A 21029-nucleotide genomic window follows, 5' to 3' on the forward strand; every position below is an offset into this window, starting at 1 on the left:
CAATGTCTGACTTGACCGAAACCACGCCCGGCTGGCTGAGCGCCGACGATCTCGAGCAGGCGCGCGCCCGGATGCCCATCCTGTACGTCGAGGCCGTGCCCGTGCGCGTCGACGACAGCGGCGACGTCACCAGTGTCGGCCTGCTGCTGCGCATCGGACCCGACGGAACGGTCAGCCGGACTCTGGTCTCCGGCCGCGTTCTGCACCACGAGCGGGTCCGGGACGCCCTGTTGCGTCACCTGGAGAAGGACCTGGGACCCGTGGCGCTCCCCAGGATCCCGTCCTCGCTCCAGCCGTTCACGGTGGCGGAGTACTTCCCCACCCAGGGCGTCACGCCCTTCCACGACCCGCGCCAGCACGCGGTGTCGCTCGCCTACGTCGTCCCGGTGGCCGGCGACTGCCGGCCCCGCCAGGACGCCCTGGACCTGGTGTGGTTCAGCCCGCAGGAGGCCCTGTCACCGGCGGTGGCGAGCGAGATGCCCGGCGGTCACGGGGTGCTCCTCAAGCAGGCGCTGGCCCATGTGGGATGCGTGATCTGAGGCCTGCCGGCGGTCAGTCGGTCTCCTTGCGCTGCGTCGTGCCGGGCTCGCCGCCGTCCCGGGTCCATTCGACGACCAGTTCGTCCTTGCTGCCGAAGCGGACCAGGTGGCTGCCAACGACGCCCTCCAGCAGATCGAGGTGCTCGGACTCCGTCTCCAGCGTCAGCAGCAGCGCGCCCTCGGTAGCGGTGAGGGAGCCCCTGCCTCCGTTCTGGAAGAGCAGGCTGCCCTCACCGCTGTCCTCGTCCCACGTGGTCTGGCTGCGACGCCCGAGATGCGAGGCGAGCTGCTTGGCGTAGCGGTGCGGGCGCTCGGTGGCGACGCGGGCTTCGGAGCGGGGCATGGGAACTCCCAGGAGTGCGGTGGTGCGGAACGGACTCGATGCTGCCGCAACACCGGCCGCTCCACACCCATTCCGCGGCCCTCGCTCACCGCACGGCCGGGACGGCCCTAGCCGCGGGTCCCGGTCGTCATGGAGAACTCGTCGGCCTCCGCCAGGTCGAAGTCGCCGTGGTCGCTGCCCAGGCCCTGCGCCACGAGTGCCGCCGCGGCGCAGCCCAGGACCGCCGCCTCGCGCGGTGTGCGGCCCAGGCTCATCCCGCGCAGGAAGCCCGCCGAGAAGGCGTCGCCGCAGCCGGTGGTGTCGACGACCTCGACCTCGAAGGCGGGGACCGTCTCCGTGCCCTCGGCGGTGACCAGGAGGGCGCCGTCGCCGCCGCGGGTGACCGCGACCAGGCCCACGCCGCCGGCCAGGAACTTCTTCGCTCCGGTGACGACGTCCTGCTCCTCGCTGAAGCCGAGGACCTGGTCCTCGTTGGGGAGCAGGAAGTCGACGTACGGGAGCAGTGGTTCGATCTGGTCGAAGGTGCCGAGCTCGCCCGGGGCGAGGAGGTCCACCGAGGTGACCACGCCGTGCTCCTTGGCGTGCGCCAGGATGCGGGCGGCGACCTCGGCTCCGATCAGCTCGGGACCGCCGAGGTGCAGGTGGCTCGCCTCGGCGACCGCGTCCCAGGGCACGTCGTCGAGGCCGTAGGTGATGTTGGCGCCGAGCAGGTGGAGGGTGGGGCGGTCGCCGTTGGGGCGGATGGGCAGGACGGTCGCGGAGGTGGAGGTGTCGATGCGGCGGACGAGCAGCCCGGTGTCGATTCCCGCCTTGTCGAGGAGCCGCGTGAGCAGGTCGCCGGTCGGGTCGGTGCCGATCGCCCCGGCGGTGCGCACCGAGGCGCCCAGCTTGGCCAGGGTCAGGGCGGTGCCGGCGGCCGTGCCCGCGGCGGTCATGCGGATGTCCTCGACCAGGGTCGCGCCCTGGCCCTCGGGTATCTCCTCGACCGGCCGGACCAGGACGTCCAGTACGTGCACGCCCATGGTGACCACGTTCTGCGCCTTCATCGGGTTCCCTCCTGTGCGGATTGCGTGGTGCCGTAGTTGCGGGCGAGGGCGGCCTCGATCACCGCGATCTGCTGCTGTTCGTCGAGGACGCGGGGCGCGCCCAGGGCGGCCGCGCGCTGGTAGACACCGCAGGCCCACTCCAGGAGCAGGGCGTGCTCGACCGCCTTGTCGAGGGTCGGGGCGTGGGTGACGGCCCCGTGGTTGGCCATCAGGGCGGCGCCCCGGCCCTCCAGCGCGGTGAGGACCGACTCGGCGAGTTCCGGGGTGCCGAAGGTGGCGTAGGGCGCGACCCGGACGGTGCCTCCGAGGGCCAGCAACTGGTAGTGGATGCAGGGCAGTTCGTGGAGGACGAGGGAGAGGGCGGTGGCCATGGGGGCGTGGGTGTGCACGACCGCGGTGGTGCCGTAGCGGCGGTAGACGCCCAGGTGGAGGTCGAGTTCGGAGGTCGGCAGCAGACTGCCGGTCACGATCTCCCCGTCGAGGTCGACGACGGTCACCTGGTCCGGGGTGAGCTCGGCCAGGATCGCTCCGGTCGCGGTGATCGCCACGCGGTCCTCGACGCGGACGCTGACGTTTCCCGCCGTGCCGATGAGCAGGCCCTCGGCTCCCAGTCGGCGGCAGGCGGCCGCCACGGCGGCCCGCTCCTCGCTCAGCGCCGGGCTTGAGTCGGTCATGCGCGCGACGCTAACCTAAACCTGAAACAAAGTCACGTTCAGGTTCGGAGGTAGTCGTGTGAGGTGGTCACGTGGGTGAGCGGAGGTCGTACCGTGGCTGAGGCCGCCCCCGACGCCGAGCCGGCGGCATGGCTCGCCTCCCTGCGTCGCACCCCCCAACAGGCCCGCAGCCGGGCCCGGTTGGCAAGGGTGCTCGAAGCCGCGGAGCACATCCTGGTGGAGGAGGGCGTCGAGTCGCTCACCACGACCCGCATCGCGTCCGAGGCGCGGGTGTCGGTCGGTTCGCTCTACCAGTACCTGCCCGACCGCGGGGCGATCATCGAGGCGCTGGCGGCCGGCTACTTCGCCAAACTGGAAGCGGCGATGGACGCGCTCGTCGAGGCCGCGGCCGCCGAGCGCTGGGAGGACCCGGTCGGTGTCCTCGTCGACGCGTACGCCGAGATCTACCGCACCGAACACGGCTTCCGCGCCCTGTGGTTCGGCAGCGGGCTGACCGAGCGGACCCGGGCCGCGGACCGCGAGCACAAGCACCGGATGGCCGACGGGATCCGCCGCATCCTGCTCGCGCTGCGGCTCGCCGAGGACGACGAGACCCTCGCCCGGGTCTGCCACGCCGCGATCCTCGCCGCAGACGCCCTGGCGCAGGAGGCCTTCCGCCGGGACACGAAGGGGGACACCGCGCTGCTGGAGGAGGCGAAGATCCTTTTGCGCGGATATCTCACGGACATCGCCGCGCGGTACAGACTGTCCTGACGTCGTCGGGACAACGGGAGTCTCATGCAACTCGTCTTCACCGGCCGGGTGATCGAATGGCGCGGCCCGGCCCCCTACTACTTCGTCCCCGTGCCCGGCCAGGAGTCCGCCGACATCGGTGAGGTGGCCCGTATGGCCACGTACGGCTGGGGCGTGATCCCGGTGGAGGCCCGGATCGGCGAGGTCACCTTCACGACCTCGTTGTTCCCGAAGGACGGCGGCTATCTGCTGCCCCTCAAGAACGCGGTACGCGGACCGGAAGGGCTCGACGCGGGCGACGAGGTGCGGGTGGAGTTGACGGTCCGCTTCTAGGTCCCCGGTGACGGCTCATCCGGACGGCACCCGCCGCCCGCTCGTGGACGTTCCCCGACGTATCGTGCAGCCGTGACCGACACCGAGCCCCTGCGGCTGCCCGACATGCCGTTGCACGATCCGTTCGTCGTCGCGGACGAGGAGTCGCGGACGTACTTCCTCTACACGTCCAACGAGCCGTCCGTGTCGGGTGTCCAGGGCGTCGGGACGATGGTGTACCGCAGCCGGGACCTGCGGGACTGGACGCGGCCCGTGGTGGTGTTCCGGACGGACGAGCAGGAGGGCATCTGGGCGCGGGACGGCGGATGGGCGCCGGAGGTGCACGCGTGGGACGGCAGGTACTACCTGTTCACCACCCTGCACGACGAGGGCCGCGTGCTGCCGGTCCCGCCCGCCGGGCGCTGGGGTACGCCCTTCCCCCTGCCGAACCACGCGCGCGGCACGATCACCGCCGTGTCCGACTCCCTGCTGGGCCCCTTCACCGTCGTCGACCCGTCCGGGCCGACCCCGCCCGCGCGGCTCATGACCCTCGACGGCACGCTCCACGTCGACCCGGCCGGGCAGCCCTGGATGGTGTACGCGCACGAGTGGCTGCAGACCGTCGACGGGACGATGGAAGCGGTCCGGCTGGCCCCCGATCTGACCGGGACGATCGGGGAGCCCGTCTTCCTGTTCAAGGCCTCGGACGCGTTCTGGCTCGGTGAGCAGATCCCCGCGGGCGTGCCGCACCAGCTCGCGCCCTACGTCACCGACGGCCCGCAGCTCCACCGCACCCCCGACGGCGCGCTCCTCATGCTCTGGTCGACGTACGAGAAGAACCGGGCGGATGCGGACGGCACCGTCAGTGGCGGGTACGTGCAGACCTACGCCGTCTCCCGGTCCGGTGAGCTGACCGGGCCCTGGGAGCAGCGCCGGCCGCTGGTCCGCGACGACAGCGGGCACGGCATGCTGTTTTGGACCTTCGACGGCCGGCTGATGATGATCCTCCACCGCCCCTTCGAGAACGCCCGCGGCAAGCTGTACGAGATGCGGATCGAGGGCGACGAACTGCGGGTGCTGCGACAGCGCACCGACCTGGACGGCGACGAGGCCGGCGCGGCCCGCGCCTGATCCAGGACGGACCTCGGCGCACCGGGCAGCGACCGGCCGGCCCCGGACGCCCTCCCTCAGATGGCCTCACGGATGGCCTGTTCGAAGCCCTCGACGTGGCTGCGGGCGAGCCGCGCCGCCGTGTCCGCGTCGCCGGAGACGATCGCCTCGATCAGCGGACCGTGCTCCTCGACATGGCCGGCCATGTCGGACAGCCGGTCCACGAACAGGCACCAGATGCGGGTGGCGAGGTTGTCGTGGCGGACGAGGGTGTCCTCCAGGTACGGATTGTGCGTGGCGGTGTAGATGGCGCGGTGGACCTGGAGGTCCAGGTGCATGAGCCCGGCGGAGTCCCGTCCGGGAGCCCCGGCGCTGTCGAGTTCCCGCCGCAGGGCCGCGAGGTTCGCCCGGTCGGTGGCCGTGGCGCGCCGCGCGGCCTGCGCCGCCGCCAGGGGTTCCAGCTCCAGGCGCACCTCGGAGATGTGTGCCAGGTCGGTGATGTTGACCTCCGTGGCGAAGGTGCCGCGGCGGGGATAGGTCGTGATCAGGCGCTCGTACTGGAGCCGCTTGAGCGCCTCGCGCACCGGTGTGCGGCCGACGCCCAGGGACTGCCCCAGCTGTTCCTCGTTGATCGGCGCGCCGGGCCGGATCTCCAGCATGACCAGCCGGTCCCGGATGGCACGGTACGCGCGCTCGGCGAGCGACAGTTCCTCGATCTCGGTCGCGACCTGCTGCATGGATGCCCCCTTGACCTGTGCGGCGAGCTCCCATACCTTACCGCACAGGCTGATATATCAGTTGCCCATTAGCCGGCTCTCAGGATGGTGCACAGATGGCAACGAGTACGCCGCTCACCACGCCCGCCTCGCCGCTCTCCCTCCCGCTCAGCGAACTCGACCCGGACGTCGCCGACGCGGTGGCCGCCGAACTGCACCGCCAGCAGTCCACGCTGGAGATGATCGCCTCGGAGAACTTCGCGCCCGCCGCCGTGATGGAGGCCCAGGGCTCGGTCCTGACCAACAAGTACGCCGAGGGCTACCCGGGCCGCCGCTACTACGGCGGCTGCGAACACGTCGACGTGATCGAGCGGTTGGCCGTCGCCCGGGTGAAGGAGCTCTTCGGCGCCGAGGCCGCGAACGTCCAGCCGCACTCCGGCGCCCAGGCCAACGCGGCCGCCATGTTCGCCCTGCTCACGCCCGGCGACACCATCCTCGGCCTCGACCTGGCGCACGGCGGGCACCTGACCCACGGCATGCGCCTCAACTACTCGGGCAAGCTGTACGACGTCGTCCCGTACCACGTGCGCGAGTCCGACCTGCGCATCGACATGGACGAGGTCGAACGGCTCGCGCTCGCGCACCGGCCCAAGATGATCGTCGCGGGCTGGTCGGCCTACCCCCGGCAGCTGGACTTCGCCGGGTTCCGGCGGATCGCCGACGCGGTGGGCGCGTACCTGATGGTGGACATGGCGCACTTCGCGGGACTGGTGGCGGCGGGCCTTCACCCGAGTCCGGTGCCGTACGCCGACGTCGTCACCACGACCACGCACAAGACGCTCGGCGGTCCGCGCGGCGGGGTCATCCTCAGCCGCGCCGACCTGGCCAAGAAGATCAACTCGGCGGTCTTCCCCGGTCAGCAGGGCGGTCCGCTGGAGCATGTGATCGCGGCGAAGGCGGTGGCCTTCAAGGTGGCGGCGGGCGAGGAGTTCAAGGAGCGCCAGCGGCGCACCCTGCGGGGCGCGAAGATCCTCGCCGGCCGGCTGCTGGCCGACGACGTGGCCGAGGCCGGGATCACCGTCCTGACCGGCGGCACCGAAGTCCACCTGGTGCTGGTCGACCTGCGGAACTCCGAACTCGACGGGAAGCAGGCCGAGGACCGGCTGCACCGCATCGGCATCACCGTCAACCGCAACGCCGTACCCTTCGACCCGCGCCCCCCGATGATCTCCTCGGGCCTGCGGATCGGTACGCCCGCGCTGGCCACCCGCGGCTTCGGCGCCACGGAGTTCCGCGAGGTCGCCGACATCATCGCCGAGGCCCTGAAGCGCGAACGCCCCGAGGACGAACTGCGCGCCCGGGTGGAGAAACTCGCCGCCGCCTTCCCCCTGTACCCCCACCTCGACGGAGGCCCGGCATGAGTGCCGAACCGCTGCCGGAGCACCCGGACTTCCTCTGGCGCAACCCCGATCCGAAGCGGTCGTACGACGTCGTCGTCGTGGGCGCCGGCGGCCACGGTCTCGCCACCGCCTACTACCTCGCCAAGAACCACGGCATCACGGACATCGCCGTGCTGGAGAAGGGCTGGCTCGCGGGCGGCAACATGGCCCGCAACACCACGATCATCCGCTCCAACTACCTGTGGGACGAGAGCGCGGCGATCTACGAGCACGCGCTGAAGCTGTGGGAGCGGCTCCCGGAGGAGCTGGACTACGACTTCCTGTTCAGCCAGCGCGGAGTCCTCAACCTCGCGCACACCCTCCAGGACGTCCGCGAGGGGGTGCGCCGCGTCAACGCCAACCGCCTCAACGGGGTCGACGCCGAGTGGCTGGAGCCGGACGAGGTCGCCAAGGTCTGCCCCATCCTCAACGTCTCCTCCCGCACCCGCTATCCGGTGCTCGGCGCCACCTTCCAGCCCCGGGCCGGCATCGCCAAGCACGACCACGTCGCCTGGGCCCTGGCCCGCCGCGCCGACGAACTGGGCGTGGACCTGATCCAGGGCTGCGAGGTCACCGGCTTCCTCAAGGACGGCGACCGGGTGGTGGGCGTCGACACCAACCGCGGCCGCATCCACGCGGGTCGGGTCGGTCTCGCGGCCGCCGGACACAGCAGCGTGCTGGCCGAGCGGGCGGGCATCCGGCTGCCGGTGCAGTCCCACCCGCTCCAGGCCCTGGTCTCCGAACTGCACGAGCCGGTGCATCCGACCGTCGTCATGTCGAACCATGTGCACGTCTACGTCTCCCAGGCCCACAAGGGCGAGTTGGTGATGGGCGCGGGCGTCGACTCGTACAACGGCTACGGTCAGCGCGGCTCGTTCCACGTGATCGAGCAGCAGATGGCCGCCGCTGTCGAGCTGTTCCCGGTCTTCGCGCGGGCGCATGTGCTGCGGACCTGGGGCGGCATCGTCGACGTCACTCCGGACGCCTCGCCCATCATCGGCAGCACGCCCGTCGAGAACCTCTACGTCAACTGCGGCTGGGGGACCGGCGGTTTCAAGGCCACTCCGGCGGCCGGCTGGACCTTCGCGCACACCATCGCCACCGGCGAGCCGCATCCGCTGAACGCCCCCTTCGCCCTGGACCGTTTCACGACCGGCGCGCTGATCGACGAGCACGGCGCCGCGGCCGTGGCCCACTGAGGCATCGAGGAGAACGCCATGCTGCTGATCACCTGCCCGTGGTGCGGCCCACGGAACGAGACGGAGTACCGCTACGGCGGTCAGGCCCACGTCCCCCACCCCGAGTCCCCGGCCGACCTCACCGACGAGCAGTGGGCCGAGTACGTCTTCTACCGCGACAACCCCAAGGGCCCCTTCGCGGAACGGTGGATGCACAGCGTCGGCTGCCGCCGTTGGTTCAACGTCCTGCGCGACACCGCCACCCACGAGGTGCTGACCTCGTACCGGCTCGACGAGCCACGCCCCGGAGGGAACCGATGACCGACCAGCGCTTCCGGCTGCCGCGAGGCGGCCGTGTCGACCGCGGCACGCTGCTGCGATTCACCGTCGACGGACGGCAGTTGACCGGTCGTCCCGGCGACACCCTCGCCTCGGCGATGCTGGCGAACGGCATCGTGGAGGTCGCTCCCTCGCTCTACCGCGGCCGTCCGCGCGGCATCGTCTCCGCGGGCGTCGAGGAGCCCAACGCCCTGGTCCAGCTGGACGGTTCGCACTCGGAGGGCATGCTCCCGGCCACGACCGTCGAACTCTACGACGGCCTGTGCGCCACCACGCTGTCCGGGATGGGCCGGCTCGACCCCACTCCCGACCCCGCCGTCTACGACAAGAAGTACGTCCACACCGACGTCCTGGTCGTCGGCGCCGGTCCGGCGGGCCTCGCGGCGGCCGCCACCGCCGCCGCCTCCGGCGCCCGGCTGATCCTCGTCGACGAGCAGCCCGAGCCCGGTGACGGGGAGCGGTCCGAGGAGTTGCGGGCGGCCCTCGACGCCGCCCCCGAGGCCGTCGTACTGCATCGGACCACGGCCTTCGGGTCGTACGACGACAACTACGTGCTGGCGCTCCAGCGGCGCACCGACCACCTCGGCGCCGACGCCCCCGAAGGCGTCTCGCGGCAGCGGCTGTGGCACATTCGCGCCCGCCAGGTGATCCTGGCGACCGGCGCGCACGAGCGTCCGCTGGTCTTCGCGGGCAACGACCGGCCCGGCGTGATGCTCGCCGGGGCGGTGCGCACGTATCTCAACCGGTATGCCGTGGCAGCGGGTTCACGGGTCGTGGTGAGCACGACCAACGACAGCGCCTACGACACGGTCGCCGATCTGCACACGGCCGGCGTCGCCGTCGTGGCCGTGGTGGACGCCCGCCCCGAACTCTCCGAGCGGGCCGCCGAGGTGACGGCGGCGACGGGCGTGCGGGTCCTGACGGGCAGCGCGGTGGTCGACACCTCCGGCGACCGCAGGCTCACCGGCGTCACCGTGCGGGCCCTCGACCTCGACGGGCAACTCACCGGTGCACCCGAGTCGTTCGCCTGCGATCTGCTCGCCGTGTCCGGCGGCTGGAGTCCGGTGGTGCATCTGCACAGCCAGCGTCAGGGCAAGCTGCGCTGGGACTCCGGGCTCGTCGCGTTCGTGCCGGACGGGGCCGTACGGGACCAGCAGGTCGTGGGGGCGGCCCGGGGGACGTACGACCTCGACGACTGTCTGGCCGAGGGGGCACGGGCCGGAGCACTGGCGGCGACCGCGGCGGGGTTCCCGGTCCCGGTCCCGGCCGAGGTCGCCCGGCGGGCGCCCGGCCCGACCCGCGCCCTGTGGCTGACGCCCGCCTCCGACGGCCAACCCGGCACCTGGGACGGCCACTTCGTCGATCTCCAGCGCGATGTCACCGTCGCCGACGTCTGGCGCTCCACTGGCGCCGGGATGCGCGGGGTCGAGCACGTCAAGCGGTACACCTCGCTCGGCACGGCGAACGACCAGGGCAAGACGTCCGGCGTCAACGCGATCGGGGTGATCGCCGAGGCCCTCGGCGGTTCACTCGGGGAGATCGGCACCACGGCCTACCGGGCGCCGTACACGCCGATCGCCTTCGCCGCCCTGGCCGGGCGCGAGCGCGGGGAGCTGTTCGACCCGGAGCGGACCACCTCCATCCACCCCTGGCATGTGGCGCACGGCGCCGAGTTCGAGGACGTCGGGCAGTGGAAGCGTCCCCGGTACTACCCGCAGGCCGGTGAGGACATGGACACGGCCGTGGCGCGCGAGTGCCGGGCGGCCCGGGAGGGCGTGGCGTTCATGGACGCGTCCACCCTCGGCAAGATCGAGATCTGGGGCGCGGACGCGGGCGAGTTCCTCAACCGGATCTACACGAACGCCTTCAAGAAGCTGAAGCCCGGCACCGGGCGTTACGGCGTGATGTGCAAGCCCGACGGCATGATCTTCGACGACGGCGTGACCCTGCGGCTCGACGACAACCGCTACTTCATGACCACCACGACCGGCGGCGCCGCGAACGTCCTGGACTGGCTGGAGGAGTGGCTGCAGACCGAGTGGCCCGAACTCGACGTGCACTGCACCTCGGTGACCGAGCAGTGGGCGACGATCGCCGTCGTCGGCCCGCAGTCGCGCGCGGTCGTCGGCCATCTCGCCCCGGACCTCGACCTGTCGAACGAGGCCTTCCCGTTCATGGCCTTCCGCGAGACCACCCTGGCCTCCGGCGTCCCGGCCCGCGTCTGCCGGATCTCCTTCTCCGGCGAACTGGCCTACGAGATCAACGTCTCCGCCTGGTACGGCCGTTCGGTCTGGGAGGAGGTGGACGCGGTCGGCCGGCCGTACGGCATCACCCCGTACGGAACCGAGACGATGCACGTCCTGCGGGCCGAGAAGGGCTACATCATCGTCGGCCAGGACACCGACGGGACGGTCACCCCGCAGGACGCGGGCATGAGCTGGGTGGTCTCGAAGCAGAAGGACTTCATCGGCAAACGGTCCTTCGCCCGCGCCGACACCTCCCGCACCGACCGCAAGCAACTGGTCGGGCTGTTGCCGGCCGACCGCACGACCCGGCTGCCCGAGGGCACCCAACTCGTCGCACCGGAGACCGACCTCGAGTCGGTGCCCGTGCCGATGCTCGGCCACGTCACCTCCAGCTACCACAGCCCGGCCCTCGGCCGCCCCTTCGCCCTCGCCCTCGTGGCCGACGGCCAGGCGAGGAAGGGCCAGACCCTGCTCGCCCCGGTCGGCGAGGCCCTGGTGCCCGTCGAGGTGACCGACTTCGTCCTCTACGACCCCGAAGGGACCAGGCGAGATGGCTGAACCGATCATGGCGGGGCCGGTGGCCCTGCGCACCAGCCCCCTGTCCCACCTGGAGGAGCGGCTGCGCGCCGCCGCCGTCACCGGCGCCCGGGGCGTCACCCTGACCGAGGTGCCGTTCCTCACGATGGTGAACGTGCGGGTCGACCCCGCGTCCGAGGCTGCCGACCGGATCGGGAGGACACTGGGGGCGCCGCTCCCCCGCCGATGCGGCGACACCGCCGCGAGCGGCCACCGTACGACCGTCTGGCTGGGCCCCGACGAGTGGCTCGTGCTCTCGCGGGCCGACGCCCACACCGTGACGGCGGAGCTGCGGGAAGCCCTCCAGGGCGACCCCGGATCCGTGGTGGACGTGTCGGCGAACCGCACCACCCTGGAGCTGAGCGGCCCGTCCGCCCGCGAGGTCCTGGAGAAGGGCTGCCCGCTGGACCTGCATCCGCGGGTCTTCGGCCCCGGCCGGGCGGTGTCGACGACGGTCGGCCCCGTCGCGGCTCTGCTCTGGCAGACCGACGACGCCCCGACCTACCGCCTGCTCCCGCGGTCCTCGTTCGCCGACTACCTGGCCCGCTGGCTCGTCGACGCGATGAGTGAGTACGGCCGGCCGTGAGCGGGGGTGCCGCCGCACGTGGCACACGAAAAGGGCCCCCGCAGGCTCTCGCCTGCGAAGACCCTTCGCACCGTCGGGACGACAGGATTTGAACCTGCGACCCCTTGACCCCCAGTCAAGTGCGCTACCAAGCTGCGCCACGTCCCGGTGCCTGTCTGACCTGGGGTTTCCCCTGGCCGAACGCGCAGAGAAACCATACCGCACTCGGGTCGGTGGTCGCGCACCCCTTTCCCCGCTCGACCTCAAGCTTGGTCGAGGTTGTACGGGTACGAGATCGGCAGCGGGTCGCTCGGCCACGGACTGCCGATCGGCGTCGGGACGGCGCTGGGGCTGCGCGCCCAGGGCGTCGACCGAGGGCATGTGGCCGCGCACGGGCCGGCGCGCGGTCGCCGCGGGAGCGGATCGGCGCCTTCCTCACTCCGCAGGCAGGCCGAGCTCCGGATACACGTCGAGCAGCCGGGGCGGGGCCGCCTGCCGCCAGGAGTCGGCGAGGATGTCCCGCAGTTCGCCCTCGTCCTCGATCGCGGCGAGACGGGCGCGCACCCACGCGAACTGCGCCTCGTGGTCGGCGATCCAGAACTTCCCCGGCTCGGCCAGCACCAGCTCCTGGCGCTCCTCCTTGGGACAGCGCACGGCGAGGGAGGTCTCGTCCTCGGGCAGCGTGGCGAACATCTTGCCCGCGACCCGGAACGTGGGCATGCTCCAGGCGATCTTCTCCGTCGTGTCCGGCAGGGACAGGGCGATACGGCGTACGTCTTCGGCGTCCGGCATGACAGGCACCGTAGCGGCTGCCACCGACAATCACCTGGTCGGAGCGGTCACCCGAGCCGCTTGTAGTAGAGGGTCGTCGGCCGCAGGACCCCGGCGGGATCGGCCGCGTAGTCGGGGATGACGCCGGCCCGGGTCCAGCCGGCCGAGCCGTAGAGGTGCTCGGCGGGGCTGTCGGTCTCGGTGTCGAGGTGGAGCAGGGTGATGCCGGCCGAGCGGGCGGCTTCCTCCGCGGTGCCGAGGAGCGTGCGCCCGAGGCCCTGTCCGCGCGCGTCCCGGTGCACCATCAGCTTGACCAGCTCCGCGCGGTGGCGGGAGTTGGGCTTGTCGGGGAAGGCCAGGGTGACGGTTCCGAGCGCGCGGCGGCCGTCGCGGGCCGCCCATACCGCCAGGTGTCCGGCGGCCACCGCGCCGACGCGCTCCTTCCACCAGGCGACGGCCGCGGCCCGGTCCATCGGTGCGAGGAACCCGATGGAGGCGCCGTCGTCCACGGTGTCGACCAGCAGCTCGGCCAACTCCTCCGCACAGGACGACAGTTGGGCCTCGTCGAGGCGGGTGACGATCACGGCAGGACCACCGCCAGCACGTACCGCACGGCGTCGGGGCCCGCGCACCGGAACCGGGTCGGCCCCCACACCCGCAGCCGCAGGCAGTCCCCGGTGCCGAGGTGGTGCCCGACGTCCTCGGCGGCGACGTCGAGCGTCCCCTCCAGGACCCAGATGTGCTGCTCCAGGCCGGGCACGGGCGGCCGGTCGTAGGCGATGTCGGCACCGGGGGCGAGCCGCCCCTCGACGAGTTCGCCGCGCAGCCCGGGGTGCGGCGGCGACACGGACCGCCGGACGAACCCGGAGGCGCGGTCCTCCCACACCGGCTGTCCGGCAGCCCGCACCAGCAGCGCGGGCTCGGCCTCGACCTCGCTGAGCAGCTGGGACATGGTCCGCCCGTACACCCCGCACAGCCGGTTCAGCAGCGAGGCGGTGGGGCTGATCTCGGCTCGCTCGGCACGGGAGAGGGTGGACTTGCTGACCCCGCTGCGGTCGGCCAACTCGCCCAGCGACCAGCCGCGTTCGGCGCGCAGCTCGGCGAGCCGGACGCCCAGGCGGGTGTCGACGGGATCGGGTCCGGAGTCATCCTGTTTCACATGCGGGACGTTATCCCATATCCGAGATCAGCTCTACTCCCTGCCTCCGAACGCCGTCCGGCAAGAGAGGCAAGAGAGAAGGGTTCCCTACCCCTGGGCGACGGCTGTGAGCGCGTCGAGGACAGGGCGGATCAGGGGGTGCTCCTCGGCCCCCCGCCGTACGGCCGCGAAGACCCGGCGGGTCGGGGCCACCCCGTCGACCGGTCGTACGACCACTCCGGCGAGGTCCATCCCGATCAGTGCGGAGCGCGGTACCAGGGCCACTCCCGCGTCCGCGGACGCCAGGGCGACCACCGCGCGGAAGTCGTCCGAGGAGTGCTCCAGACGCGGCTGGAAACCGGCGTGCTCACAGGCGAGGACCACCACGTCGTGGCAGGGGTTGCCCGGGTAGGGGCCGATCCACGGGTCCTTGGCGAGCTCGGCCAGCGGCACCTCGCCCGCGTCGGCCAGCCGGTGGCTCACCGGCACGACCGCGTCGAAGGGCTCGGCGTACAGCGGCACGTGCGCCAGCCGTGGGTCGTCGGCGGGCGGGGCCCCGCGGTACTCGACCGCGACCGCCACGTCGACCTGCCGGTCCAGGACCATCGGCAGGCTGGCGTCGCCCTCGGCGTCCTGGACGCGGAGGTGGATGCCGGGGGCGGTCGAGGCGAGGCGGGCCACCGCGGGCGCCACCACCAGGGCGATCCCGGTCGCGAAGGAGGCGACGGTGACCGTGCCGGCCGCGCCCGAACTGTAGGCGGCCAGCTCGGCCTCCGCCCGCTCCAGCTGGGCGAGGACCGCGTTGGTGTGGCTGAGCAGGATCTCGCCGGCCGGAGTCAGCCGTACACCCTTCGCGCCGCGCTCGACGAGCCGGTGGCCGGTCTCCTGCTCCAGGGCCGTGAGCTGCTGCGAGACCGCGGAGGGCGTGAGATACAGCGCGGCGGCAGCCGCCGTGACCGTGCGGTGGTCGGCCACCGCACGGAGGATGTGGAGCCGCCGCGCTTCGATCATGGGATCGATTATCGCAAGAGGTCGGGACTAGGCCGCCATCTCGGCCCTGGCCGCGACGAAGGCGTCGATCGCGCGGTTCACGTCCTCGGTGGAGTGGGCCGCCGAGAGCTGCACCCTGATGCGCGCCTGCCCCTGGGGGACCACCGGGTACGAGAAGCCGATCACGTAGACGCCCCGTTCCAGCAGCAGCTCCGCGAGGCGCCCCGCCTGCGCCGCGTCCCCGATCATCACCGGCGCGATGGCGTGGTCGCCGGGCAGCACGTCGAAGCCCTCCTCGGTCATACGGCGGCGGAACAGCGCGGTGTTCTCCCGCAGCCGCACCCGCAGCTCGTCCGCCGACTCCAGCAGGTCGAGGACCTTCAGGGAGGCCGCGGCGATCACCGGGGCGAGCGTGTTGGAGAAGAGGTACGGCCGGGAGCGCTGGCGCAGGAGTGCCACGATCTCGGCGCGGGCGGCCACGTAACCGCCGGAGGCGCCGCCGAGCGCCTTGCCGAGGGTGCCCGTGATGATGTCGACGCGGTCCATCACGCCGTGCAGCTCGGGGGTACCGCGGCCGCCGGGGCCGACGAAGCCGACCGCGTGGGAGTCGTCGACCATGACCATGGCGTCGTAGCGGTCCGCGAGGTCGCAGATGTCCTTCAGCGGGGCGACGTACCCGTCCATGGAGAACACGCCGTCGGTGACGACCAGTTTACGACGGGCTCCCGATGCCTCCTTCAACTGGCGTTCCAGATCGGCCAGATCACGGTTGGCGTAGCGGAAGCGGCGGGCCTTGGACAGCCGGACGCCGTCGATGATCGACGCGTGGTTCAGGGCATCGGAGATCACCGCGTCCTCGGGGCCCAGCAGGGTCTCGAAGACACCGCCGTTGGCGTCGAAGCAGGAGGAGTACAGGATCGTGTCCTCCTGGCCGAGGAAGGCGGAAAGCCGCGCCTCCAGCTCCTTGTGCACCTCCTGGGTGCCGCAGATGAAGCGGACCGAGGCCATGCCGTAGCCCCAGCGGTCCAGGGCGGCGTGCGCGGCGGCGACCACCTCGGGGTGGTCGGCGAGGCCGAGGTAGTTGTTGGCGCAGAAGTTGAGGACCTCGCCGGGGCGGCCGCCCGCGGAGACGTTCACGGTCGCCGACTGCGGGGTGTCGATCACGCGCTCGGGCTTGTGCAGTCCGGCGGCGCGGATCTCGTCGAGGGTGGCGCGCAGGTCGTCGCGCACGGAGTCGAACATCGTCAGTCCCTAAGTCAGTTGGTCCAGTCGAGGATGACCTTGCCGCCGCGGCCGCTCGCCGCGTCGGCGAACGCCGCCTCGAAGTCGCGGTAGCCGTACCGGCCGGTGATCACGGGGGCGAGGTCGAGGCCGCCCTCCAGGAGGACCGACATCGCGTACCAGGTCTCGAACATCTCCCGGCCGTAGATGCCCTTGATGGTGATCATGGAGGTGACGATCCGGGCCCAGTCGACCGGGAACTCCGCGGCGGGCAGTCCCAGCATCGCGATCCGGCCGCCGTGCGTCATGTTGGCGATCATGTCGCGCAGGGCCTCGGGCCGGCCCGACATCTCCAGGCCGATGTCGAAGCCCTCGCGCAGCCCCAGCTCCCGCTGGCCGTCGGCGATCCGAGCCTCCGACACGTTCAGCGCGAGACTCACGCCGATCTTGCGGGCCAGTTCCAGGCGCTCCTCGCTGACGTCGGTGACGACGACGTTGCGGGCACCGGCGTGCCGGGCGACCGCGGCCGCCATCAGTCCGATCGGGCCGGCCCCGGTGATCAGCACGTCCTCGCCGACCAGCGGGAAGGACAGCGCGGTGTGCACGGCGTTGCCGAAGGGGTCGAAGATCGCGGCCACGTCGAGTTCCACGGGAACGCGGTGCACCCAGACATTGGCGGCGGGCAGGGCCACGTACTCCGCGAAGGCCCCGTCCCGGCCGACGCCGAGTCCGACCGTGGCCCGGCACAGGTGCCGCCGCCCGGCGAGACAGTTGCGGCACTTGCCGCAGACGAGGTGCCCCTCGCCGCTCACCCGGTCGCCGGGCTTGATCTCCGTGACATCGCGCCCGGTCTCCACGACCTCGCCGACGAACTCGTGCCCCAGCACGAGCGGGGTCCGGACGGCCTGCTGGGCCCAGCCGTCCCAGGACCGGATGTGCAGATCGGTGCCGCAGATCCCGGTGCGCAGCACCTTGATCAGTACGTCCCCCGGGCCGACGGCCGGCTCCGGGACGTCCGCGAGCCACAGCCCGGGCTCGGCCTTCTCCTTGACCAGCGCCTTCACGGTACGGCTCCTGTGGGTGCGAGGGGGGGAAACGACCAGCAATCTGCCCTACGACACCGTCCTGGTCCATCGAGGATTTCTTAAGCGGTGCCACAGCTCCGCTTCACGCCTCCCCAGGCTCCAGGCGGGACACCTGGTAGTGGGCGATGTGCCAGTCGTCCCCCTCCCGGGTCACGAGAACCGCCAGCTTGACCGCGAGCGCGGGCCGGTCCGTGAACGTGAACTCGACGTCCAGGTAGCCCAGGACGAGGCCGTCCGCGGGTCGCCGTGTCTCCAGGACGCGGTAGGACGCCTTCATGCCGGGCGGCTGGGAGTCGTAGTACTCGGCGACGCCCTGCCGCCCGACGCTGTAGGGGTGCAGCCCCTGGAAGACGGCGTCCTTGGTGAAGAGGGCGGCCACGCGCTCCGGGCGGCGGGCGTCGACACCGGCTTTCCAGCGGTCGAGGACGCCGCTCAGGATCGCCTTGTCGTCCGTCGAGACGGTCATGTCCACTCCTTTATGCACGAATTGACCGGTCGTCAGTGTCCGGCGCTCATCCCGCCGTCGACGTGCAGGATCTCGCCGGTGACGAACGGGGCCGTCTCCAGGAAGAGCACCGCGTCGACGATGTCGCTCACCTCGCCCATCCGTCCGACCGGGTGCAGGGCGGCGAGGAAGTCGTGGGTCTCCTCGGCGTGCATGGGCGTCCTGACCGTGCCGGGTGACACGGCGTTGACGCGGATGCCGCGGGTGGCGTACTCGACAGCGAGGGACTTGGTGGCGGACTGCAGACCGCCCTTGGTGAGCGAGGCCAGCACGGACGGGACGCGGGCGTCCGCGCTGTCGACCAGGCTGGTGGTGATGTTGACGATGTGGCCGCCGCCCTGGGCGAGCAGGTGGGGCACTGCGCGCTGGGTGAGATGGAAGACACCGGCGACGTTGATGCCCGTCACGGTGGCGTAGTCCTCGGCCGTGTACGCGGTGAACGGCTTGGCGACGAAGACGCCCGCGTTGTTGACCACGGTGTCGACGCGGCCGAACCGCTCCACGGCGGCCGCGACGACGCGCTCCGCGGTCGCGGGGTCGGCGATGTCCCCCTGGACGGTGAGGACGTCCGCGTCGTCGACGGGCGCGATGGTGCGTGAGGTGGCGACGACGGCGTGTCCGAGCTTGCGGTAGCCCTCGACGAGGGCGGCGCCGATGCCCTGCGAGGCGCCGGTGATGATCGCGACCTTCTGGTGCTGCGTGCTCATGGTGACCTTCTCCGAGTCGGTGACCGGTACTAGCCGACCGGTCGACTATTCGGAAGGTAGGCCGGTGCACCGGCAGAGGGAAGGATCGGGTTCCTCCCGGCTGGAAGCCACTGGCTCCCAGCGCAGGTCAGTCCGGGACCTGGTACGGATCGCCGGCCGGCAGCCAGGCGTCCGGGGCGTGGATGCCGAGGTCGCCGACGCCTTCGCACAGGGCGTCGACGACGGCCAGGACTTCGGCGCGGTCCTCCGTCTCACGCCGGACCAGGGACCACGTCCAGTAGACCTTCGGCTCGACGATCTCCCGCCGGACCAGGTCCGGTGGGAGCGGACTGGTCTGCCCCTTGGGCGAGTTGACGACGGGCCGGGTGCAGCGGCGCACGTGGTCGAAGAAGGCGGGGCCGGTGATCGCGCCGTCGGAGATGCGGACCGTACGGGCGCCGGTGGCCTCGGCGAGCTCCTCGCCGTACACGTTCCAGGACGCCCAGGCGGTGACGTCGTCGTCGACGAGCACATCGGTGTCCCGGGCCCGCACGGCGGGCACGTCGCCGCTGTCGCCGCCCCTGGACACGGCGTAGAGCCGGTCGGCGCCGAGCAGCCGGGCCCGCAGTCCGAGCCTGCGGAGGTCCTCGGTGCGCAGCCAGCAGACGGCGAGGTCCAGGCTGCCGTCGGCGACGCGCGCGGCCTGGGTGTGGGAGGGGGCGACCCAGGCGTCGAGGTGCACCCGGGCCGCCGCTGCCGTACGCGCCGTCAGGTCCGGGGGAAGCCAGTTGACGTATCCGAGCCGCACCGGCTGCGAGTGGGACAGCCGGCCGGCCCGGCGTCTGAGGTCGTCGGCACCGTCGAGCAGGGCGCGGGTGTGCGGGAGGAGGGCGGCACCGGCCGGGGTGAGGGAGACCTTGCGTCGGTCGCGGTCGAACAGCCGGACGCCCAGGTCCCGTTCGAGCGCCTTGATCTGCTGGGAGAGCGAGGGACCGGCGATGAGCAGCCGCTCGGCGGCCCGGCCGAAGTTCAGCTCCTCGGCGACGGCGACGAAGTACCGCAGCTGGCGCAGTTCCACGGGCGCCATCGTACGCGCGCACTGGGAGGCTGTGCCTCTCAGCAACGAGGACGCCGGTCGTGGCATCGGCGCAGGTGACGCGCGCACGATGGGTTCACCGACGACGAGCGGAGCGCGACGTGCGAGAGTTCCTGGTCGAGATCACCACCACCGTCCCCGAGGGCACCGGGCAGGAGGAGGTGGACCGGCGCCGGGCCGCCGAGGCCGTCCGTGCCCGGGAACTGGCCGCGACCGGACATCTGGCCCGACTGTGGCGCCCGGTGGGCGAGTTGCGCAGCATCGGCGTGTGGCGGGCCGCCGACGAGGACGAGCTCCACACGAAGGTGCTCGGCACACTGCCGCTGCGCCCGTGGATGACCCTGACCGTCACCCCGCTGGAGCCTCATCCCAACGACCCCGGCACGAAGTGAGCGCTCCGTCTCCCCGGTGTCATGCGACCCGGGCCGCGGCCGCGCTCGCGGCGGCCATGGGAGTGGGCCGCTTCGTCTACACCCCGATCCTGCCCCTGATGCACACCCAGGCCGGCCTGTCCGCCGGGGCCGGGGCGAACCTGGCCACCGCGAACTACGCGGGCTATCTCGTCGGTGCCCTCGCGGGCATCCTGGCCCCCGTGCTGGTCCGGTCGCGCGCGGTCCTGCGCGCCTGTCTGCTCCTGCTGACCGGCACGCTCGCCGCGATGCCCCTCACCCACAGCACCGCCGGCTGGAGCCTGCTGCGGCTGGCAGCCGGCGTGGCGAGCGCCCTGGTGTTCGTCATCGCGGCCGGATCCCTCCTGGACCACCTGCGGGGACATCCGCCCCAGCTGTCCGGCTGGGCGTTCGGCGGGGTGGGGGGCGGCATCGCGCTGTCCGGCGTGCTGGTCCTGGTGGTGCGTCCCGTCGCCGACTGGCGCACCGCCTGGTGGGCCGCCGCCGTCGTCACCGCGCTGCTCGCCGCCGCCTCGTGGAATCTGCGGCCCGAACGGACCCCCGTCGCCGCCGTGGGCGGGATCGGCGCGAGCCCCCGCACACACCGCTGGTTCGGTGCGCTGTTCGTCAGCTACACCCTGGAGGGCGTCGGCTACATCATCGCCGGGACCTTCCTGGTCGCCGCCGTCGGCCAGGGCTCCCCCGGCTGGGTCGGCAGCGGCGCCTGGGTGCTCGTGGGCCTGGCCGCCGTACCGTCCGCGGCGCTGTGGGCGCGGCTGGGCCGCCGCTGGTCGCGCCCCGGACTGCTGCTCACGGCACTCGTGGTCCAGGCGGCCGGCATCGCCCTGCCCGCCCTGGTCGGCGGTACGGCCGCGGCCCTCGGCTCGGCGGTGCTGTTCGGCGCGACGTTCATCGGCGTCAGCACGCTCGCCCTGGCCGTGGGAGCGCACCTGCGGTTCCCGCGCTCGGTCGCCCTGCTGACCGCCGGGTACTCGGTCGGACAGATCCTGGGCCCCCTGATCGTCGCCCCGCTGCTGGACCACGGCTACGAGCGAGCGCTGCTCCCCGCCGCCCTCGTGGTGCTGGCGGCGGCCGCGGCCGCGGGCGTGCTGCGGATCGGCTTCCCGCACTACATGGTCGCTTCGGGTCACACCGACCTCGATCAGCGGCGAGAATCGACCAAGGACGCCCGCCCCACCGGGACCAGCCCCTGAACACGCACCACTGCTGCACCACCGCTACCAGCGGGCACAGCTCCCGACCGCCCTCGTCGTGCTGGCGGCGGCCACGGCCGCGGGCGTGCTGCGGATCGGCTTCCCGCACCACCTGGCCG

At 72.1% G+C, this 21029-nt stretch carries 24 protein-coding genes, 1 tRNA gene and 1 pseudogene; 12 read left to right on the forward strand and 14 right to left on the reverse strand.

Annotation, left to right across the window (positions count from 1 at the left end; translation table 11 throughout):
- Positions 1–2 precede the first annotated feature (2 nt).
- On the forward strand, positions 3–539 hold the full coding sequence (locus AQI94_RS15165; RefSeq protein ID WP_031057837.1) for an NUDIX hydrolase family protein: 537 nt from the start codon (positions 3–5) through the stop codon (positions 537–539).
- A gap of 13 nt (positions 540–552) precedes the next feature.
- Here AQI94_RS15165 and AQI94_RS15170 read toward each other — a convergent pair whose 3' ends face one another.
- From AQI94_RS15170 to AQI94_RS15180, 3 genes are all read right to left on the reverse strand, one after another.
- Complete coding sequence (locus AQI94_RS15170) at positions 553–882, reverse strand: DUF2218 domain-containing protein (RefSeq protein WP_031057834.1); 330 nt, start codon at positions 880–882, stop codon at positions 553–555.
- Positions 883–989: 107 nt separating this feature from the next.
- On the reverse strand, positions 990–1928 hold the full coding sequence (locus tag AQI94_RS15175) for a carbohydrate kinase family protein (RefSeq protein ID WP_031057833.1): 939 nt from the start codon (positions 1926–1928) through the stop codon (positions 990–992).
- Positions 1925–2602, reverse strand: a complete 678-nt coding sequence (locus tag AQI94_RS15180) for a class II aldolase/adducin family protein (protein ID WP_031057830.1) — start codon at positions 2600–2602, stop codon at positions 1925–1927. The genes AQI94_RS15175 and AQI94_RS15180 overlap by 4 nt, the downstream gene beginning before the upstream one ends.
- A gap of 93 nt (positions 2603–2695) precedes the next feature.
- On the opposite strand from AQI94_RS15180, the gene AQI94_RS15185 reads away from it, so the two are divergent.
- The 3 genes from AQI94_RS15185 to AQI94_RS15195 all read left to right on the forward strand — a co-directional run bounded on the left by AQI94_RS15185 (position 2696) and on the right by AQI94_RS15195 (position 4777).
- Positions 2696–3355 (forward strand): TetR/AcrR family transcriptional regulator, encoded by a 660-nt coding sequence (locus AQI94_RS15185; protein ID WP_037945152.1) that lies wholly within the window; start codon positions 2696–2698, stop codon positions 3353–3355.
- 24 nt (positions 3356–3379) lie between these two features.
- Complete coding sequence (locus AQI94_RS15190; RefSeq protein WP_031057826.1) at positions 3380–3667, forward strand: DUF1905 domain-containing protein; 288 nt, start codon at positions 3380–3382, stop codon at positions 3665–3667.
- A gap of 105 nt (positions 3668–3772) precedes the next feature.
- Positions 3773–4777: a glycoside hydrolase family 43 protein gene (locus AQI94_RS15195; protein ID WP_107064343.1), complete on the forward strand. Its 1005-nt coding sequence runs from the start codon at positions 3773–3775 to the stop codon at positions 4775–4777.
- 56 nt (positions 4778–4833) lie between these two features.
- Here AQI94_RS15195 and AQI94_RS15200 read toward each other — a convergent pair whose 3' ends face one another.
- The gene (locus tag AQI94_RS15200; RefSeq protein WP_031057823.1) at positions 4834–5493 is read right to left on the reverse strand and encodes a GntR family transcriptional regulator; all 660 of its coding nucleotides are present in this window, start codon (positions 5491–5493) and stop codon (positions 4834–4836) included.
- A gap of 95 nt (positions 5494–5588) precedes the next feature.
- On the opposite strand from AQI94_RS15200, the gene glyA reads away from it, so the two are divergent.
- The 5 genes from glyA to AQI94_RS15225 are packed head-to-tail and all read left to right on the forward strand — an operon-like array spanning position 5589 to position 11836.
- Positions 5589–6893 carry a serine hydroxymethyltransferase gene (glyA, locus tag AQI94_RS15205; protein ID WP_062229762.1) on the forward strand — a complete coding sequence of 435 codons (1305 nt, stop codon included), beginning with the start codon at positions 5589–5591 and terminating at the stop codon, positions 6891–6893.
- Positions 6890–8110: a sarcosine oxidase subunit beta family protein gene (locus AQI94_RS15210; protein ID WP_031057816.1), complete on the forward strand. Its 1221-nt coding sequence runs from the start codon at positions 6890–6892 to the stop codon at positions 8108–8110. The genes glyA and AQI94_RS15210 overlap by 4 nt, the downstream gene beginning before the upstream one ends.
- Before the next feature lie 18 nt (positions 8111–8128).
- A complete protein-coding gene (locus tag AQI94_RS15215; RefSeq protein ID WP_007386205.1) occupies positions 8129–8410 on the forward strand; it encodes a sarcosine oxidase subunit delta in 282 nt (93 codons plus the stop codon).
- On the forward strand, positions 8407–11232 hold the full coding sequence (locus tag AQI94_RS15220) for a sarcosine oxidase subunit alpha family protein (RefSeq protein WP_031057813.1): 2826 nt from the start codon (positions 8407–8409) through the stop codon (positions 11230–11232). Before AQI94_RS15215 ends, AQI94_RS15220 begins: the two co-directional genes overlap by 4 nt.
- A complete protein-coding gene (locus AQI94_RS15225) occupies positions 11225–11836 on the forward strand; it encodes a sarcosine oxidase subunit gamma (RefSeq protein ID WP_031057810.1) in 612 nt (203 codons plus the stop codon). Before AQI94_RS15220 ends, AQI94_RS15225 begins: the two co-directional genes overlap by 8 nt.
- Before the next feature lie 73 nt (positions 11837–11909).
- Here AQI94_RS15225 and AQI94_RS15230 read toward each other — a convergent pair.
- A tRNA-Pro gene (locus tag AQI94_RS15230) sits at positions 11910–11983 on the reverse strand.
- Positions 11984–12100: 117 nt separating this feature from the next.
- On the opposite strand from AQI94_RS15230, the pseudogene AQI94_RS45585 reads away from it, so the two are divergent.
- Positions 12101–12184, forward strand: a pseudogene (locus tag AQI94_RS45585) (transketolase); the annotation flags it as partial.
- Positions 12185–12250: 66 nt separating this feature from the next.
- On the opposite strand, the gene AQI94_RS15235 reads toward AQI94_RS45585, so the two are convergent.
- From AQI94_RS15235 to AQI94_RS15275, 9 genes are all read right to left on the reverse strand, one after another.
- A complete protein-coding gene (locus AQI94_RS15235) occupies positions 12251–12607 on the reverse strand; it encodes an MmcQ/YjbR family DNA-binding protein (protein ID WP_031061206.1) in 357 nt (118 codons plus the stop codon).
- A 47-nt stretch (positions 12608–12654) separates the two neighbouring features.
- Entirely contained in the window at positions 12655–13170 is a 516-nt protein-coding gene (locus AQI94_RS15240; protein WP_031061210.1) for a GNAT family N-acetyltransferase, read from the reverse strand.
- Positions 13167–13745, reverse strand: coding sequence for a helix-turn-helix domain-containing protein (locus AQI94_RS15245; protein WP_031061213.1), 579 nt, complete (start codon positions 13743–13745; stop codon positions 13167–13169). The genes AQI94_RS15240 and AQI94_RS15245 overlap by 4 nt, the downstream gene beginning before the upstream one ends.
- Positions 13746–13832: 87 nt before the next feature.
- On the reverse strand, positions 13833–14735 hold the full coding sequence (locus AQI94_RS15250; RefSeq protein ID WP_031061217.1) for a LysR family transcriptional regulator: 903 nt from the start codon (positions 14733–14735) through the stop codon (positions 13833–13835).
- A gap of 27 nt (positions 14736–14762) precedes the next feature.
- On the reverse strand, positions 14763–15956 hold the full coding sequence (locus tag AQI94_RS15255; protein ID WP_031061221.1) for a glycine C-acetyltransferase: 1194 nt from the start codon (positions 15954–15956) through the stop codon (positions 14763–14765).
- 14 nt (positions 15957–15970) lie between these two features.
- A complete protein-coding gene (gene tdh, locus AQI94_RS15260; RefSeq protein WP_031061226.1) occupies positions 15971–16999 on the reverse strand; it encodes an L-threonine 3-dehydrogenase in 1029 nt (342 codons plus the stop codon).
- A gap of 103 nt (positions 17000–17102) precedes the next feature.
- Positions 17103–17486 (reverse strand): YybH family protein, encoded by a 384-nt coding sequence (locus tag AQI94_RS15265; RefSeq protein ID WP_031061229.1) that lies wholly within the window; start codon positions 17484–17486, stop codon positions 17103–17105.
- A 32-nt stretch (positions 17487–17518) separates the two neighbouring features.
- On the reverse strand, positions 17519–18232 hold the full coding sequence (locus tag AQI94_RS15270) for an SDR family NAD(P)-dependent oxidoreductase (RefSeq protein ID WP_031061232.1): 714 nt from the start codon (positions 18230–18232) through the stop codon (positions 17519–17521).
- 127 nt (positions 18233–18359) lie between these two features.
- Positions 18360–19298, reverse strand: coding sequence for a LysR family transcriptional regulator (locus AQI94_RS15275; protein ID WP_031061235.1), 939 nt, complete (start codon positions 19296–19298; stop codon positions 18360–18362).
- 110 nt (positions 19299–19408) lie between these two features.
- Here AQI94_RS15275 and AQI94_RS15280 point away from each other — a divergent pair, with 110 nt between their 5' ends.
- Together AQI94_RS15280 and AQI94_RS15285 are read left to right on the forward strand one after the other, a co-directional pair.
- On the forward strand, positions 19409–19699 hold the full coding sequence (locus AQI94_RS15280; RefSeq protein WP_031061238.1) for a muconolactone Delta-isomerase family protein: 291 nt from the start codon (positions 19409–19411) through the stop codon (positions 19697–19699).
- A gap of 56 nt (positions 19700–19755) precedes the next feature.
- Complete coding sequence (locus tag AQI94_RS15285) at positions 19756–20910, forward strand: YbfB/YjiJ family MFS transporter (protein ID WP_225890202.1); 1155 nt, start codon at positions 19756–19758, stop codon at positions 20908–20910.
- The last annotated feature ends 119 nt before the right edge of the window (positions 20911–21029 follow it).

The sequence above is a fragment of the Streptomyces pseudovenezuelae genome (genome assembly GCF_001513955.1).
In the GTDB taxonomy this organism is placed as follows: Bacteria; Actinomycetota; Actinomycetes; order Streptomycetales; family Streptomycetaceae; genus Streptomyces; species Streptomyces pseudovenezuelae.

Bases quoted from the DNA above. Each gene is read 5' to 3' on its own strand.
- AQI94_RS15165 (WP_031057837.1), top strand. From the start codon at position 3: ATGTCTGACTTGACCGAAACCACGCCCGGCTGGCTGAGCGCCGACGAT.
- AQI94_RS15170 (WP_031057834.1), bottom strand. From the start codon at position 882: ATGCCCCGCTCCGAAGCCCGCGTCGCCACCGAGCGCCCGCACCGCTAC.
- AQI94_RS15175 (WP_031057833.1), bottom strand. From the start codon at position 1,928: ATGAAGGCGCAGAACGTGGTCACCATGGGCGTGCACGTACTGGACGTC.
- AQI94_RS15180 (WP_031057830.1), bottom strand. From the start codon at position 2,602: ATGACCGACTCAAGCCCGGCGCTGAGCGAGGAGCGGGCCGCCGTGGCG.
- AQI94_RS15190 (WP_031057826.1), top strand. From the start codon at position 3,380: ATGCAACTCGTCTTCACCGGCCGGGTGATCGAATGGCGCGGCCCGGCC.
- AQI94_RS15195 (WP_107064343.1), top strand. From the start codon at position 3,773: ATGCCGTTGCACGATCCGTTCGTCGTCGCGGACGAGGAGTCGCGGACG.
- AQI94_RS15200 (WP_031057823.1), bottom strand. From the start codon at position 5,493: ATGCAGCAGGTCGCGACCGAGATCGAGGAACTGTCGCTCGCCGAGCGC.
- glyA (WP_062229762.1), top strand. From the start codon at position 5,589: ATGGCAACGAGTACGCCGCTCACCACGCCCGCCTCGCCGCTCTCCCTC.
- AQI94_RS15210 (WP_031057816.1), top strand. From the start codon at position 6,890: ATGAGTGCCGAACCGCTGCCGGAGCACCCGGACTTCCTCTGGCGCAAC.
- AQI94_RS15215 (WP_007386205.1), top strand. From the start codon at position 8,129: ATGCTGCTGATCACCTGCCCGTGGTGCGGCCCACGGAACGAGACGGAG.
- AQI94_RS15220 (WP_031057813.1), top strand. From the start codon at position 8,407: ATGACCGACCAGCGCTTCCGGCTGCCGCGAGGCGGCCGTGTCGACCGC.
- AQI94_RS15225 (WP_031057810.1), top strand. From the start codon at position 11,225: ATGGCTGAACCGATCATGGCGGGGCCGGTGGCCCTGCGCACCAGCCCC.
- AQI94_RS15235 (WP_031061206.1), bottom strand. From the start codon at position 12,607: ATGCCGGACGCCGAAGACGTACGCCGTATCGCCCTGTCCCTGCCGGAC.
- AQI94_RS15250 (WP_031061217.1), bottom strand. From the start codon at position 14,735: ATGATCGAAGCGCGGCGGCTCCACATCCTCCGTGCGGTGGCCGACCAC.
- AQI94_RS15255 (WP_031061221.1), bottom strand. From the start codon at position 15,956: ATGTTCGACTCCGTGCGCGACGACCTGCGCGCCACCCTCGACGAGATC.
- AQI94_RS15265 (WP_031061229.1), bottom strand. From the start codon at position 17,486: ATGACCGTCTCGACGGACGACAAGGCGATCCTGAGCGGCGTCCTCGAC.
- AQI94_RS15270 (WP_031061232.1), bottom strand. From the start codon at position 18,232: ATGAGCACGCAGCACCAGAAGGTCGCGATCATCACCGGCGCCTCGCAG.
- AQI94_RS15275 (WP_031061235.1), bottom strand. From the start codon at position 19,298: ATGGCGCCCGTGGAACTGCGCCAGCTGCGGTACTTCGTCGCCGTCGCC.
- AQI94_RS15285 (WP_225890202.1), top strand. From the start codon at position 19,756: ATGGGAGTGGGCCGCTTCGTCTACACCCCGATCCTGCCCCTGATGCAC.